We start from the raw sequence: 14,340 nt of genomic DNA on the forward strand, positions 1-14,340 counted from the left end.
CCGCCCACCGACCACCCCGCCCCCACCGGACGCCGCCGTTCCGTGGTGCGACGTAGCCTGCAAGGGTGCTGTTGCGCTCGATCGCCGTCCTCACCGCCGCCAACGTCCTCAACAACAAGATCGCCCCCAGGCTCGCCCCCCTCACGTCCGCCGCCGCCACCGCCGCGCTCGTGGCCATGGCACGCCGGCACCAGGTGTCGTGGCGTGAGCTGGGGTTCGAGAAGGCGTCCCGCGGAGCGGCCGTCGGCGGCGTGCTGGCGACGGCGGTGGCCGCCGTCTACACCGTGGGCATCGCCGTGCCCCGCACCAGGCCGCTCTTCCACGACGAGCGCGCCCTGTCGCTCTCGCGTGCCCGCGCTCTGGAGGAGGCCCTGATCCAGGTCCCCCTGGGCACGGTCCTGCTGGAGGAGGTCGGGTTCCGCGGCGCGCTGCACGGCATGCTGGCCCGCCGGCACGGCCCGGCCGCCGCCACGGCGCTCTCCTCGGCCCTGTTCGGCCTCTGGCACATCCTCCCGGCGATCGACATGGCCCGCGCGAACCCGGCGCTCGGCGCGCTGACCGCGGGCGAGTCGCCCGGCCGGCTCGACGTCGCGCGGGTGGTGGCGGGCAGCGTGGTGTCGACGGCGGCGGCGGGGGTGCTCTTCTGCGAGCTCCGGCGCCGTGGCGGGCTGCTGGCGCCGTCGATGCTGCACCTGGCGACCAATTCGCTCGGTTACCTCTTCGCGCGGCTCTCCGCAACGACTGCGCGCGACGGCCAGGTAGAGACTTCTTCCAGCGGGGGATGAGGTTTCCACCTCGGCGGATGAGAATCCTTCCTCTCATCTTTGGAACGGTCCAGAGAATTCGCCTCGATGCCCTTACCTTCACCCGAGACGCGCATTGCGGGAGCTCACACCGGCTCTCCGCATGCGTACATCAAGATCAGGACTTCTGATATGCGATGGAGGTACGGAGGTGGTGCTGCATGCGTACGGTGATCGACATCGACACAGGTCTTCTGGAGCTGGCCCAACACGAGCTGGGGACATCGACCCTGAAGGAGACGGTGAACGCGGCCCTGTCGGAAGTCGCAGCAAGGGGCAAACGCCGCGAAGCCTTCGAATACTGGCGTACCCGGGACAATACGCATCTTCTGGATCCATGGATCATGAAGCATGCGTGGTGACCACCGGAGTGCTCTACCTGATCGACAAGAGCGCCCTGGCCCGCATGCCGCATCCAGCGGTCCACCGGGCCCTCGAACCGCTCATCCTCAACAGGACGCTCGCGGTCTGCGAGGTCACGCAACTGGAGGTGCTCTACAGCGCCCGTGACCTCAAGGGCCACCAGCGGGACGCCCGCTACCTGCGGGAGGGCTTCCGCCTGCTGTCCATCGCGCACAAGAAGGTCGGGCCGAGGGCCCTGGAGGTGCAGGCGATGCTCGCCGGAAGGTCGCGCCACCGGGCGGCCGGGTCGGGCGACCTGCTGATCGCCGCCTGTGCCGAGGTGCATCAGGCGACGATCCTGCACTACGACCGGGACTTCGACGTCATCTCCGAGGTCACCGGGCAGCCGGCGCTCTGGGTGGTGCCGCCCGGCTCGATCCCCTGAGCCGGGGGCCGACAGGCCGGGGTCAGGCCGTGGGCACGACCTGGAAGCCCTCCGCGAAGTGGCCCTCGCCGAACCCGGCCTGCTCGGCCCAGGCGGCGAAGCGGCCACGGACGAAGTCGACGAAGCCCTCGACGTGGGCGACCTGGCTGACATGCGACTGCAAGGCCGCGAGCTTGCGGTCCATGACCGCGGTGACGTCCACCCAGTGGTTGGGGGTGGAGCCGCCGTTCAGCCAGACCTCCCTGACCGTCCACGCCTCCAGGCCCTCCTCGCGCAGCAGCTCGGGGAAGGCGTAGGGGTTGCGGGCGTCGGGGTAGACCGCGTCGAGCGCGGCCCCGCCCACGGCCCGGTGGTCGGGGTGGCTGGGGGCGACGAACTGGTAGTTGCGGTCGGGGTGGTGGGTGATGACCAGGTCGGGGCGTACCTGGCGGATCACCCGCGCGATGTCGCGCCGGAGGTCGAGCGAGGGCACCACCCGGCCGTCGGAGTAGCCGAGGAAGCGCACGTCCGTCACGCCGACGGCCTTGGCCGCGGCGAGCTGCTCGGTCCTGCGGAGCTCGGCCATGCCGGAGTTGTCCAGGGTGCGCTCGTTGCCGCCGGCGTCGCCGTCGGTGACGAGCAGGTACGTGACCTCCACGCCCCGCTCCACGAACAGCGCCACGCTTCCCGCCGCCGCGAAGTCGACGTCGTCGGGATGCGCGGTGACGACAAGTACCCGGTTGATCTCGGCTTCCGGCAGCATGGCTTCCCTTCCTGGACCCTGTACGGAGGACAACCGGCACCCCGCCGGAGTCATTCCGGGCGCCGTTTGTCGGTGGCGCGTCTTAACCTAGGTGGGTGCCGACCCAAGTCTCTGTTGACCACCCCTTGCTCGACGGCCTCAACCCCCAGCAGCGCGAGGCCGTGATCCATCATGGCAGCCCCCTGCTCATCGTGGCGGGGGCGGGGTCGGGGAAGACGCGGGTGCTCACCCACCGCATCGCCTACCTGCTGGCCGAGCGCAACGCCCATCCGGGCGAGATCCTGGCCATCACCTTCACCAACAAGGCCGCCCGCGAGATGAAGGAGCGCATCGACAAGCTCGTCGGGCCGCGTTCCAAGGCGATGTGGGTGATGACGTTCCACAGCGCCTGCATGCGCATCCTGCGGCGCGAGGCCAAGCGGCTGGGCTTCCCGTCCAGCTTCTCGATCTACGACCAGGCCGACTCGCAGCGGCTGATGGCGATGGTCTGCAGGGAGATGGAGCTCGACCCGAAGCGCTACCCGCCGCGTTCGTTCTCGGCGCAGGTCAGCAACTTCAAGAACGAGCTGGTCGACTACGAGACCGCGCTCGACCGGGCGGGCTCGCACCTGGAGAAGACGCTCGCGCAGGCGTACAAGGCCTATCAGCTCAAGCTGACCGAGGCCGGCGCGATGGACTTCGACGACATCATCATGAACACGGTGACGTTGTTCCAGCTCTTCCCCGAGGTGGCCGAGCACTACCGGATGCGGTTCAGGCACGTGCTGGTCGACGAGTACCAGGACACCAACCACGCCCAGTACATCCTGATCCGCGAGCTGGTCGGCCATCCCGAGGTGCGCACCGCCGACGGCGACGTCGTGCGTCCGGGCGCCGACATGTCCGAGTTGTGCGTGGTGGGCGACGCCGACCAGTCGATCTACGCCTTCCGCGGCGCGACGATCCGCAACATCCTGGAGTTCGAGCGCGACTACCCCGACGCCCGCACGATCCTGCTGGAGCAGAACTACCGCTCCACCCAGAACATCCTGGCCGCGGCCAACGCGGTGATCGCGCGCAACGAGGGCCGCAAGCCGAAGAACCTCTGGTCCGACCAGGGCGACGGCCCCAAGATCGTGGGCTACGTCGCCGACAACGAGCACGACGAGGCCATGTTCGTGGCCCAGGAGGTCGACCGGCTCAGCGACGAGGAGGGCGTCAAGCCGAGCGAGGTCGCGGTGTTCTACCGCACCAACGCCGCCTCCCGGGTGTTCGAGGAGATCTTCATCCGCACCGGGCTGCCGTACAAGGTGGTCGGGGGCGTGCGCTTCTACGAGCGCAAAGAGGTCAAGGACCTGCTGGCCTACCTGCGGGTGCTGGCCAACCCGGCCGACGTCGTGTCGATGCGGCGCATCCTCAACGTGCCCAAGCGCGGCATCGGCGAGCGGGCCGAGGCCATGATCGAGGCGCTGTCCTCGCGCGAGCGCATCTCGTTCTGGGACGCGCTGCGGCGGGCCGACGAGGCCTACGGCATGGCGACGCGCTCGCTCAACGCGGTGCGCGAGTTCGTGGCGATGCTGGAGGAGCTGATCGCCAAGGCCGAGGGCGTGCCGCCGTCGACGCTGGCCGAGGAGATCCTGGTGGCCACCGGCTACCGCGCCGAGCTGGAGGCCTCAGAAGACCCCCAGGACGAGTCCCGCCTGGAGAACCTCAACGAGCTGATCTCGGTGGCCTCGGAGTTCGAGGAGGCCAACCCCGAGGGCACGCTGGTGGAGTTCCTGGAGCAGGTGTCGCTGGTCGCCGACGCCGACCAGATCCCCGACGCCGACGGCGGGCAGGGCGTCGTCACGCTCATGACGTTGCACACTGCCAAGGGCCTGGAGTTCCCGGTCGTCTTCCTGACCGCGATGGAGGACGGCGTGTTCCCGCACGTCCGGTCGCTGGGCGAGCCGAAGGAGCTGGAGGAGGAGCGGCGGCTGGCCTACGTCGGCATCACCCGGGCGCAGAAGCGGCTCTACCTCACGCGGGCGGCGGTGCGCAGCTCGTGGGGGTCGCCGTCGTTCAATCCGGCCTCGCGGTTCGTCAACGAGGTGCCGGGGCAGCTCATCGACTGGCGTACCGACCCCGAGAAGTCGGCCTGGAGCGCGGCGACGCGGCGGGAACCGGCCGCGCGGCCGGCGCCCAGGAGCGGCGGCGGGTCGCGGCAGATGTTGTCGCTGACGCCCGGCGATCGGGTGACGCACGACAAGTGGGGGCTCGGCACGGTGGTGGCCGTGGACGGGGTGGCGGAGAAGACCAAGGTCAAGATCGACTTCGGCGCCGACGGCGAGAAGACGCTGCTGCTGGCGTACGCCCCGCTGGAGAAGCTCTGACCCTGGGCGTCAACGGGCGCCCACCCTCGACGGAGGCCGGGCGCCCGACGACGACACCTGGTTTGCGGTGTTCAGGAGCGAGCAGGGCGCTTGGCGGCGGCCCTGCCGGTCCGCTGCGGGGTCAGGGCTTGAGGGCGCTGCCCTGCTTCCACTGGGTCCAGTTGAGCTGCCAGTAGCTCCAGCCGTTGCGCCAGTCGAGCTTGCGCTTGGTCCCGGTGATCTTGACGACGTCACCCCGCTGGGCGATGCCGTAGAACCACTTGGCGCCCTGCGGCGTGGCGCGCACGCAGCCGTGGCTCTGGTTGGAGCGGCCGAGGTACTGGTAGTAGCCGGCGCTCTGGTGCACGTACTCGCCGCTGTCGGAGATGCGCACCGCCCAAGGGATCTCCTCCTTGTAGTAGCGCGGGTCCTTGGGGTCGGTCACCCCCATCCAGGACGACGTCATCGTCTCGACGGACTTCTTGCCCATGGTGAGGTGCGTGCCGCTGGTGGTGAGGTAGACGTCCACGCCGTTGCGCATCAGGCCGCCGCGGCCGGCGCTGATCGCGATCTTCTTGGCGATCTTGCCGTCCCGGTAGACCTTCATCTGGTGCCTGCGGGTGTCGACGACCGAGATGTTCGCGTTGCCGACCGCGAAGCGGCGGGTGACGTCCTTGGCCTTGTTGCCGGGCAGCTGGCTGAGGCGCGCGGTGAACAGCACCTTCTGGTGCGGCTTCCAGTACGTCTTCGTCCGGTAGATGACCTTGCGGGCCGACACCCAGCGCCAGGCGCCCTCGACCGGTTTGTCGGCCTGGACCTCCAGCAGCGCCTCCACGGCGGCCTTGTCCTTCACGTCCCGGTCGAACGTGACGATGATCGGGAAACCGACGCCGACTTTCTCCGCCGTCTCCGCCATGGGCGTGATGTCGGCGATGTCTAGCTTGACCTTCTTGGCCGGGGCCGCGACGTGGGCAGCCGCGGCGACGCCCACGGCGGCGGTCGTCCGGACCGCCGGGGCCTGCGAGGCTGGCACGCCTTCTGCCGAACAGGCCGCAGCCGAGACCAGTGCGACCATGGCAAGCAACCGGGGGACGCGATTCAAGGGGGTTACTCCTGGATTATGTGCTTCTCCTTCCATGTGTGACTACTGAGACGCCTGATTCGTCTACGGATCGCCGTAACGACCTTGTAACGGTCCAGAGAGCAGGGTCAGACGAGGCGGCGCGCGGTGGCCCAGCGGGACAGCTCGTGCCGGTTGGAGAGCTGGAGCTTGCGCAGCACGGACGACACGTGCGTCTCCACGGTCTTGACCGAGATGAACAGCTCCTTGGCGATCTCCTTGTACGCGTAGCCGCGGGCGATCAGCCGCAGCACCTCGCGCTCGCGCTGGGTCAGCGAGTCGAGCTCGGGATCGATCGAGGGCGCCTCGGAGGAGGCGAAGGCGTCGAGGACGAACCCGGCCAGCCGCGGCGAGAAGACCGCGTCGCCGTCGGCCACCCGGCGGATGGCGTCGGTGAGCTCCTTGCCGCTGATGTTCTTGGTGACGTAGCCGCGCGCGCCGCCCCGGATGACGCCGATGACGTCCTCGGCGGCGTCGGAGACCGACAGCGCGAGGAAGCGCACCTGCGAGCCCGTGCTGAGGACGCGGCGCAGCACCTCCTGGCCGCCGCCGCCGGGCATGTGCACGTCGAGCAGGACCACGTCGGGCTGGTGCTCGGCGATGGCCTTGACCGCCGTCTCGACGTCCTCCGCCTCGCCCACGACCTCGATCGAGTCGCCCAGCTCCGCGCGCACGCCGGATCTGAACAGCCGGTGGTCGTCGACGATCAACACGCGTGTCATTGCTTGTCCACCTTCATCGTCAGCATCACTTCCGTGCCCTCGCCGGGCTCGGTGCGGACCCTGGCCGTGCCGCCGTGACGTTCCATTCTCCCGATGATGGACTCCCTGATGCCCATTCTGTCGAGGGGCACCGCCTCAAGGTCGAAGCCCTTGCCGCGGTCCTTCACGAAGATGGTCACCTCCAAGCCCTCCACCTCCGCGTACACGGAGATGGCCGGGCTCTCAGAATATTTGGCCGCGTTGACCATCGCCTGCCTGGACGCCTTGAGCATCGCCGCCAGCTTGCCCTGCGCGTCGAGGTCGATGTCGCCGACGCAGACGACCTCGATGGGCACGCCGTGCGAGTCCTCCTCCTCGGCCGCGATCCGGCGGACGGCGGCGGCCACGGTGGCGTCGGCGTCCTGGGCGGGCTGATAGAGCCAGTTGCGCAGCTCGCGCTCCTGGGAGCGGGCCAGCCGGGTGACCTCGCGGGGGTCGTGGGAGACGCGCTGGATGAGGGTGAGGGTGTGCAGCACCGAGTCGTGCACCATGGCGGCCACCTCGGCGCGCTCCTCCTGCCGGATGCGCTCGCGCCGTTCGAGCTGCAGCTCCTTCCACAGGCCGGCCAGCCAGGGCGCGGCGATGACCGCGATGCCGCCGACCACGACGACGGTGAACAGCAGACCGGGCCTGGCCTGGGCCAGCTCGCCCTGGGCGTACAGGAAGCCGGCCGCGCCGATGACGACCAGCGTCACGCCGAGCAGTGTGCGCACCCGGTTGGTGCGGATGCTCTTGGTGGCGCCGCTGACCCAGTTCTTGCGGCGTTCGGGGTCGGCCTGCTGCCACAGGATGAGCGCGCCGATGCCGCCGACGGCGAACGGCAACATGCCGATCCCGCCCTTCGAGGCCCCGGTCAGCCAGCCGAAGGCGGCCAGCGCCACGCCGATCGCGCTGAACGCGGCGAGCTGGCTCCAGTCGCGCTGCGGCGGCGGCCCCTCGTACGGCTCCCGCGGAGTGATCATCCACAGCACGGCGTACGCCACCATGCCGACCCCGTCCACGACGCTGAGCAGCACGAACATCAGCCTGATCACGACGGGATCGAGGGAGAGCTGCGCCGCCAGCCCCTGGGCCACGCCGCCGAGCAGGCGGCCCTCCATGGGGCGGAGCATCCGGCGATAGGGTCGATCGCCGGCGGGCTCGGCAAGTGTCTTCTGGTCTGCCATAACATCGCCATCGTCACATGTCGCGGGCACTTCGGGCATCAGGGAACAACCCCCAGGGTCGAGTCAGGGGTCTCCCGGATGCGGCCACCCCGCCCGACGGTCCACGATGGTTCCATGACAGAAGCTCCGCCCAGGCAACCCGCCGCCCCGCCCCGGGAGCTGCGACGCAGCAGCGAGGGGCGCTTCCTCATGGGCGTCTGCGCCGGTCTCGGGCGGCACACCGGCATCGACCCCGTGGTGTTCCGCGTGGCGTTCGCCGTGCTCCTGCTCGGTTCGGGCATCGGGATCTTCCTGTACATCGCGGCGTTCCTGCTCATGAAGGAGCCCAACGGCGGGCCGGGCATCATCGAGCAGTGGACCCGCCGCGACCTCGACGCCGAGGCCGTGATGGCGCTGCTGACGGCGGTGCTCGGGTTCGGCCTCGCGCTCAACCTCGCGACCGTCTGGCTCGACACCGGCACGCTGGTGGTCGGCGTGCTGCTGGCCGTCTCGCTGCTGGCGGCCCACTCCAGAGGAGTCGACCTGCTGGGCCTGGCCCGCTCGATGCCCGAGCGGCTCGGTCGCCGGCGCTCCCCCGACGCGGAGCCGCCCGCGCCGCCCTACGCGCCGCCCGTGTCCACGCCTCGGGTGCGTCCCGCCGAACCCGGCTGGTCCGGCCTCGGCGACACCGTGACGGCTCACCCTGAATCCCCGGCCCCGGCCCCCAGGCCGACGGCCGCCGCGCACGCCGAGGCCGTGGCCGCGCGGCTGCGGGCGATGTCCGCCGGCCGGCAGGCCGAGACGCCGCGTGCGGACCGGCCCGAAACCCCTGCGGCGGGACAGGCGGAGGCCGGCCGGACGGAGATGTCGAAGATCGAGGCCGCGCAGGCGTTGGAGGCCGCCGGCGCCGTGACGGCGGAGCACCAGCTCCCCGACGACGCGACCCGCCAGGCGCAGACGCCCGGCACGGAGACGCCCGGCACAGGGGTCCACGGCACGGAGGCCCCCGGCACAGGGACCCCTGACGCTGAGGCCGCGCAGCCGCGGCCGCAGGCTCAGGCGGCGTCGCGGCAGGAGCCGCCCGCCTACCGCCCTCAGCCCAGGACCGCGATCGACTACAGCGGCTACGGCGAGCCCTTCGCCCCGAAGGGCCCCTACCGCCCGCTCGACCCGGCCAGGCGGGCCGGCCAGTCGCCCTACGACCCCGCCCTGTACGGCCGCCCGGCCCCCGCCCCGGCACCGCAGAAACGACGCCCCGCGTCGTTCATCGGGGTCATCACCATCTTGCTCGCGATCATAGTGGGAGGGATCGTCGTGGCGGTCCAGGCCAGGTCGGCCGCGGGCGTGAGCCCGACCATCGTCGGCGGCGCGGTGCTCATCACCATCGGCGCCGGCCTGCTCATCGCCGCCTGGTGGGGCCGCGGCGCCGGTCTCGTCGCGGCGGGCACCACGGTCGCGCTGCTGATCGGCGTGGGGCTGATGCTGGGCGGCCTGCCGCGCAACTTCGGCGACTCCACCTGGTACCTGACCAAGCCCGCGGAGGCGGGCAAGGTCTACGACGTCGGCGTGGGCGACGGCCGGCTGGACCTGACGGAGCTGAAGGCGCTGCCGGGGACGAGCCTGACGTTCGACGCCCGGGTCTCCGTGGGCGAGCTGACGGTGATCGTGCCGCCGACGGCCAGGGTCGAGGTGCACGCGATGAACAAGGTCGGCGACATCAAGGTCGACCAGTCGATCAGGGGCGGCGTGGACGTCAAGTTCGACAAGGTGCTGGAGCCCGAGGTCGGGTCCGGGGACGAGGAGTTCACGATCGTGCTGAACCTGCGCGGCGGCCTCGGCGACATGGAGGTGCGGCGTGGCGCGTGACGTCGAGCGGGTCCGGCGCCTGCACCGGACCGACTGGATGGCCCTGCTGAGCGGCACGTTGTTCGTGGTGCTCGGCATCCTGGTGGTGACCCGCGTGCTCACGGACGCGCTGGTCGTGGTCGGGCTGACCGTGGTGGGGCTGGCCTTCGCGGGGGTGGTGGCGATCATCGCTCGGGTGGTCCGCGGCAAGTAACCCTTGACCGGGAAAAACACCGGCGTAGTTTCGGGTGTGTCCGCCTTTCCCCTGCTCCTGAGGGAGGACGTATGCCCCGAATCGCCGTCACCGTCGACGGGATCAAGTACGAGGAGGACGTCGAGCCGCGGCTCCTCCTCGTCCATCTACTACGTGAGCGGCTCGGCAGGACCGGCACCCCGGTCGGCTGCGACACCAGCAACTGCGGCGCGTGCACGGTGCTGCTCGACGGCAAGAGCGTGAAGAGCTGCTCCGTGCTGGCCGTGCAGGCCGACGGCGGCGACGTCGTCACCGTCGAGGGCCTGGGCGCGAACGGGTCGATGCACCCGATGCAGCGGGCTTTCCACGAAGAGCACGCGTTGCAGTGCGGCTACTGCACCCCCGGCATGGTCATGGCCGCGATCGACCTGGTCCGGGAGGACCCGGAGCCGTCGGAGGAGTCGATCAGGCACGGGCTGGAGGGTAACCTGTGCCGCTGCACGGGTTACTGCAACATCGTGCGCGCGGTGAAGCGCGGCGCGCAGGAGATGGGGCAGGCGGTGAGGACGCAGTGAGCGAGCTGAGCCCCGAGGCCGTCGCCGGGCAGATCGACGGCAGCGGCCAGATCAACGAGCCGGCCGGCGTGCACGAGGTGGGCCGGCCGCGCCGGCGCAAGGAGGACGCCAGGCTGCTGACGGGGCGTACGCGCTGGACGGACAACCTCTCCAGGCCCGGCACGCTGCACGTGATGTTCCTGCGCAGCCCGATGGCCCACGCCCGGATCACCCGGGTGGACGTGTCGGCGGCCCGCGGCCTGCCCGGCGTGGTGGCCGCGTTCAGCGGCCAGGACTTCGCCGCCGAGCAGGGCAGCCTGCCGTGCGCGTGGCCGGTGACCGACGACGTCGTCATCCCCGACCACCCGCCGATGGCCACCTCCGAGGTGCGGTACGTCGGCGAGGCCGTGGCCTGCGTGGTCGCGACCGACCGGTACCTGGCGGCCGACGCGCTGGAGGCCGTCGAGGTCGACTACGAGCCGCTGCCCGCGGTGCTCGACATGACCGAGGCGTTGTCGCCGGACAGCCCGAAGGTGCACGAGGCGGGCAACCAGGCGTTCTCCATGAAGATCACCTCGGGGGACCTCGACGCCGCGTTCGAGGGCGCCGCCGTCGTCGTCGACCGGACATACGTGCAGCAGCGGCTCATCCCGACGGCCATGGAGCCGCGGGCGGTGCTCGTGGACACCGACGGCGACTCGTTCACGATGTGGACCTCCACCCAGATCCCGCACATCCTGCGCGTCATGCTCGCGGTGGTGACCGGCATCCCCGAGCACGACCTGCGGGTGATCGCCCCCGACGTGGGCGGCGGGTTCGGCTCGAAGTTGCAGGTCACCGCCGAGGAGGTGCTCTGCCTGCTGATCGCGCGCCGGCTAGGCCGGCCGGTCAAGTGGACGGAGTCCCGCTCCGAGGGCAACCTGACCGTGCACCACGGCCGCGACCAGCTCCAGCACATCCGGCTCGCGGCCGACGCCGACGGGCGCATCCGGGGGCTCCAGGTCGACCTGCTGGCCGACATGGGCGCGTACCTGATGCTGGTGACGCCGGGGGTGCCGCTGCTCGGGGCGTCCATGTTCAACGCGATCTACAAGATGGACGCCTACGAGTTCGGCTGCCGGGGCGTGTTCACCACCAAGATGCCGACGGACGCCTACCGGGGCGCGGGCCGTCCCGAGGCGACGTTCGGCATCGAGCGGACGATGGACGAGCTCGCCGCCGAGCTGGGCCTGGACCCCCTGGAGGTGCGCCGGCGCAACTGGATCAGGCACGAGGAGTTCCCGTACACGACGATCTCGGGGCTGACCTACGACTCGGGCAACTACGAGGCGGCCACGGAGCGGGCGCTGTCGTTGTTCGGCTACGACAAGCTGCGGGCCGAGCAGGCCGACCGGCGGGACCGGGGGGATCCGGTGCAGCTCGGGATCGGGGTCAGCACGTACACGGAGATGTGCGGGCTGGCGCCGTCGAGGCTGCTCGGGGCGGCCAGGTTCGGGGCGGGCGGCTGGGAGCACGGCTCGGTGCGCATGTTGCCCACCGGCAAGGTCGAGGTCATCACCGGCACGTCCCCGCACGGCCAGGGGCACGTGACGGCGTGGAGCCAGATCGTGGCCGACGCGCTGGGCGTGCCGTTCGAGGACGTGCGCGTGCTGCACGGCGACACGGCCGTCGCGCACAAGGGCATGGACACCTACGGCTCGCGCTCGCTGGTCGTGGGCGGCATGGCCGTGCTGCGGGCGTGCGAGAAGGTCAGGGAGAAGGCCAGGAGGCTGGCCGCCCACATGCTGGAGTGCTCGCCGGACGACGTGGAGTTCGACGGCGGCGTGTTCAAGGTGCGCGGCACCGGGTCGGGCCGCACGATCCAGGAGCTGGCCTACGCCGCGTTCCAGGCGCACGACCTGCCCGACGGCGTGGAGGCGCGGCTGGACTCCGACGCCACCTTCGACCCGGACAACTACTCCTTCCCGCACGGCACGCACCTGTGCGCGATGGAGGTGGACACCGAGACGGGCATGACCCGGATCCGCTCGTACGTCGCCGTGGACGACGTCGGCAAGGTGGTCAACCCGCTGATCGTCGAGGGCCAGGTGCACGGCGGCATCGCGCAGGGCGTGGCCCAGGCGCTGTTCGAGGAGGCCGTCTACGACTCCGAGGGCAACCTGCTGACCGCGACCATGGCCGACTACCTGCTGCCGTCGGCGGCGGACCTGCCGTCGTTCACGACGGACCGCACCGAGACCCCCGCGACCGGCAACCCGCTGGGCGTCAAGGGCGTCGGCGAGGCGGGCACGATCGCCTCCACCCCGGCGGTGGTGAACGCGATCGTGGACGCGCTGCGGCCCTACGGCGTCGGCGACATCCGGATGCCGTGCACGCCCGAGCGTGTCTGGCGAGCGCTGGAAGGAGCGCGGCGATGATCCCCGCACCGTTCGACTACGTGCGTCCCGACTCGCTCTCGGCGGCCTGCGCGGAGCTCGCCGCCGACGAGGACGCCAAGGCGCTGGCCGGCGGGCAGTCGTTGCTGCCGTTGTTGCGGTTGCGGCTGGCGTATCCGTCCAAGCTGGTGGACATCGGGCGGCTGCCCGGCCTGAACGGCGTGCACGACCGGGGCGACCACGTCTTCATCGGCGCGCTGGCCACGCACGACGAGGTCATGCGCTCGCCGGTGGTGAACGCCGGCGCCCCGCTGGTGGCGCTGGCCACGGCCAGGGTGGCCGACCCCGCGATCCGGCACCGGGGCACGTTCGGCGGCTCGCTGGCGCACGCCGACCCGGCGGGTGACCTGCCGGCCGTGGTGCTGGCGCTGGACGGCGTGATCGTGGCCGCGTCGGCGCAGGGCGAACGGGAGATCCCGGCCGCCGAGTTCTTCATCGACTATCTGGAGACGTCTCTGCGCGCCGGGGAGATCCTGGTCGGCGTGAAGGTGCCGAAGCTGGGCGAGGGCTGGGGCTTCCACTACGAGAAGTTCCACCGGACCGCGCAGTCGTGGGCGATCGTCGGCGTGGCGGCCGCGGTCAGGCGGGCCAACGGCTCGATCGCCGAGGCCAGGGTCGCGCTGACGAACATGGGCCCGACCCCGGTGCGCGCCCGCGCGACCGAGGACGCGTTGCGCGGCGTCGAGCTCGGCGACCGGGTGCGGCAGGCGTGCGAGGAGGCGGCGGAGGGCACCTCGCCGCCCGCCGACCTGCACGCCCAGCCCGACTACCGCCGTCACCTGGCCCGGGTGCTGACCCATCGGGCAGTGCGCACGGCCGCCGGGACCCCCTGAGTGAGGCGGGGGCGCCTCTTCCGGGCGCCCCCGCCCCGACGTAGTGTCGCAACCAACCTCGGAAGGAGCGGATCGATGGCGATGCGGTTCGAGCACGAGTTCACTGTCCCGGTTCCGGTCGAGCAGGCGTGGGCGGTGCTGCTCGACGTCGAACGGGTCGCGCCGTGCCTGCCCGGGGCGACGCTCGACATCTTCGAGGGCGACGAGTTCACCGGCCGGATGAAGGTCAAGGTCGGCCCGATCACCGTCACCTACCGGGGCTCGGCCAGGTTCGAGGACGTCGACAAAGACTCCCACACGCTCGCCATCCAGGCGTCGGGCAAGGAGGCCAGGGGCTCCGGCACGGCCTCGGCCACGGTCAGGGCGCGCATGACGCCGGCCGAGGGGGGCACGTCGGTGGCCGTGGAGACGACGTTCAACGTGACCGGGCGGCCGGCGCAGTTCGGGCGCGGGGTCATGGCCGAGGTCGGGGCCAAGCTGATCGACAGGTTCGCCGGCAACCTGGCCCAGCTCCTCTCCGAGCCCATGGTGGAGCCGGTCGCACCCCAGGAACAGCCCCAGGAGGAGGAGCGGCACCTGAGCGCGGTGACCGTCCCCGAGCCGGACGTGCGGCCCGCGGGCACGCTGCGGACCTCGCGCACGCCCGACGAGGAGGCGCTCGACCTGATGGAGATCGCCGGGCAGCCGCTGCTCAGGCGGCTGGCGCCGATCGCGGGCGGCCTGCTGGCGCTCACGATCCTCATCTGGGTGGTTCGTCGCCTTATGCGCTGATTTTCAGCAAAAACAGCATAA

At 71.0% G+C, this 14,340-nt stretch carries 14 protein-coding genes; 10 read left to right on the forward strand and 4 right to left on the reverse strand.

The annotated features are described in order from the left end of the window. Positions 1 to 65 precede the first annotated feature (65 nt). From AB0J71_RS18775 to AB0J71_RS18785, 3 genes are all read left to right on the forward strand, one after another. Positions 66 to 785 carry a CPBP family intramembrane glutamic endopeptidase gene (locus AB0J71_RS18775; RefSeq protein WP_352323893.1) on the forward strand — a complete coding sequence of 240 codons (720 nt, stop codon included), beginning with the start codon at positions 66 to 68 and terminating at the stop codon, positions 783 to 785. Positions 786 to 964: 179 nt separating this feature from the next. Continuing rightward, complete coding sequence (locus AB0J71_RS18780) at positions 965 to 1,165, forward strand: type II toxin-antitoxin system VapB family antitoxin (protein ID WP_352323892.1); 201 nt, start codon at positions 965 to 967, stop codon at positions 1,163 to 1,165. Beyond that, entirely contained in the window at positions 1,141 to 1,590 is a 450-nt protein-coding gene (locus tag AB0J71_RS18785) for a PIN domain-containing protein (RefSeq protein ID WP_352323891.1), read from the forward strand. Before AB0J71_RS18780 ends, AB0J71_RS18785 begins: the two co-directional genes overlap by 25 nt. Positions 1,591 to 1,612: 22 nt before the next feature. On the opposite strand, the gene AB0J71_RS18790 is transcribed toward AB0J71_RS18785, so the two are convergent. After that, positions 1,613 to 2,332 (reverse strand): PIG-L deacetylase family protein, encoded by a 720-nt coding sequence (locus tag AB0J71_RS18790; RefSeq protein WP_364415159.1) that lies wholly within the window; start codon positions 2,330 to 2,332, stop codon positions 1,613 to 1,615. Between the two features lie 125 nt (positions 2,333 to 2,457). Here AB0J71_RS18790 and pcrA point away from each other — a divergent pair, with 125 nt between their 5' ends. After that, entirely contained in the window at positions 2,458 to 4,683 is a 2,226-nt protein-coding gene (gene pcrA, locus AB0J71_RS18795) for a DNA helicase PcrA (protein WP_364415241.1), read from the forward strand. A 121-nt stretch (positions 4,684 to 4,804) separates the two neighbouring features. Here the strand turns inward: pcrA and AB0J71_RS18800 are convergent, their stop codons facing one another. From AB0J71_RS18800 to AB0J71_RS18810, 3 genes are all read right to left on the reverse strand, one after another. Further along, positions 4,805 to 5,695 carry a L,D-transpeptidase gene (locus AB0J71_RS18800; RefSeq protein WP_352323888.1) on the reverse strand — a complete coding sequence of 297 codons (891 nt, stop codon included), beginning with the start codon at positions 5,693 to 5,695 and terminating at the stop codon, positions 4,805 to 4,807. 176 nt (positions 5,696 to 5,871) lie between these two features. Beyond that, positions 5,872 to 6,504 carry a response regulator transcription factor gene (locus AB0J71_RS18805; RefSeq protein ID WP_352323887.1) on the reverse strand — a complete coding sequence of 211 codons (633 nt, stop codon included), beginning with the start codon at positions 6,502 to 6,504 and terminating at the stop codon, positions 5,872 to 5,874. Continuing rightward, the gene (locus AB0J71_RS18810; RefSeq protein WP_352323886.1) at positions 6,501 to 7,709 is read right to left on the reverse strand and encodes a PspC domain-containing protein; all 1,209 of its coding nucleotides are present in this window, start codon (positions 7,707 to 7,709) and stop codon (positions 6,501 to 6,503) included. The genes AB0J71_RS18805 and AB0J71_RS18810 overlap by 4 nt, the downstream gene beginning before the upstream one ends. 114 nt (positions 7,710 to 7,823) lie before the next feature. Here AB0J71_RS18810 and AB0J71_RS18815 point away from each other — a divergent pair, with 114 nt between their 5' ends. From AB0J71_RS18815 to AB0J71_RS18840, 6 genes are all read left to right on the forward strand, one after another. Then, on the forward strand, positions 7,824 to 9,554 hold the full coding sequence (locus tag AB0J71_RS18815; RefSeq protein WP_364415161.1) for a PspC domain-containing protein: 1,731 nt from the start codon (positions 7,824 to 7,826) through the stop codon (positions 9,552 to 9,554). Next, complete coding sequence (locus AB0J71_RS18820) at positions 9,544 to 9,747, forward strand: hypothetical protein (RefSeq protein ID WP_352323884.1); 204 nt, start codon at positions 9,544 to 9,546, stop codon at positions 9,745 to 9,747. Before AB0J71_RS18815 ends, AB0J71_RS18820 begins: the two co-directional genes overlap by 11 nt. 71 nt (positions 9,748 to 9,818) lie before the next feature. Continuing rightward, positions 9,819 to 10,301: a (2Fe-2S)-binding protein gene (locus tag AB0J71_RS18825; RefSeq protein WP_352323883.1), complete on the forward strand. Its 483-nt coding sequence runs from the start codon at positions 9,819 to 9,821 to the stop codon at positions 10,299 to 10,301. Positions 10,302 to 10,351: 50 nt separating this feature from the next. Next, positions 10,352 to 12,697, forward strand: coding sequence for a xanthine dehydrogenase family protein molybdopterin-binding subunit (locus AB0J71_RS18830; RefSeq protein WP_352323912.1), 2,346 nt, complete (start codon positions 10,352 to 10,354; stop codon positions 12,695 to 12,697). Beyond that, on the forward strand, positions 12,694 to 13,548 hold the full coding sequence (locus AB0J71_RS18835; RefSeq protein ID WP_364415163.1) for a xanthine dehydrogenase family protein subunit M: 855 nt from the start codon (positions 12,694 to 12,696) through the stop codon (positions 13,546 to 13,548). Before AB0J71_RS18830 ends, AB0J71_RS18835 begins: the two co-directional genes overlap by 4 nt. 75 nt (positions 13,549 to 13,623) lie before the next feature. Further along, the gene (locus AB0J71_RS18840; RefSeq protein ID WP_352362734.1) at positions 13,624 to 14,319 is read left to right on the forward strand and encodes an SRPBCC family protein; all 696 of its coding nucleotides are present in this window, start codon (positions 13,624 to 13,626) and stop codon (positions 14,317 to 14,319) included. Positions 14,320 to 14,340 lie beyond the last annotated feature (21 nt).

The sequence above is a fragment of the Nonomuraea sp. NPDC049637 genome (assembly GCF_040675235.1).
Classification (GTDB): domain Bacteria; phylum Actinomycetota; class Actinomycetes; order Streptosporangiales; family Streptosporangiaceae; genus Nonomuraea.

Bases quoted from the DNA above. Each gene is read 5' to 3' on its own strand.
- AB0J71_RS18785 (WP_352323891.1), top strand. From the start codon at position 1,141: ATGGATCATGAAGCATGCGTGGTGACCACCGGAGTGCTCTACCTGATC.
- AB0J71_RS18790 (WP_364415159.1), bottom strand. From the start codon at position 2,332: ATGCTGCCGGAAGCCGAGATCAACCGGGTACTTGTCGTCACCGCGCAT.
- AB0J71_RS18810 (WP_352323886.1), bottom strand. From the start codon at position 7,709: ATGGCAGACCAGAAGACACTTGCCGAGCCCGCCGGCGATCGACCCTAT.
- AB0J71_RS18840 (WP_352362734.1), top strand. From the start codon at position 13,624: ATGGCGATGCGGTTCGAGCACGAGTTCACTGTCCCGGTTCCGGTCGAG.
- AB0J71_RS18835 (WP_364415163.1), top strand. From the start codon at position 12,694: ATGATCCCCGCACCGTTCGACTACGTGCGTCCCGACTCGCTCTCGGCG.
- AB0J71_RS18805 (WP_352323887.1), bottom strand. From the start codon at position 6,504: ATGACACGCGTGTTGATCGTCGACGACCACCGGCTGTTCAGATCCGGC.
- AB0J71_RS18825 (WP_352323883.1), top strand. From the start codon at position 9,819: ATGCCCCGAATCGCCGTCACCGTCGACGGGATCAAGTACGAGGAGGAC.
- AB0J71_RS18815 (WP_364415161.1), top strand. From the start codon at position 7,824: ATGACAGAAGCTCCGCCCAGGCAACCCGCCGCCCCGCCCCGGGAGCTG.
- AB0J71_RS18780 (WP_352323892.1), top strand. From the start codon at position 965: ATGCGTACGGTGATCGACATCGACACAGGTCTTCTGGAGCTGGCCCAA.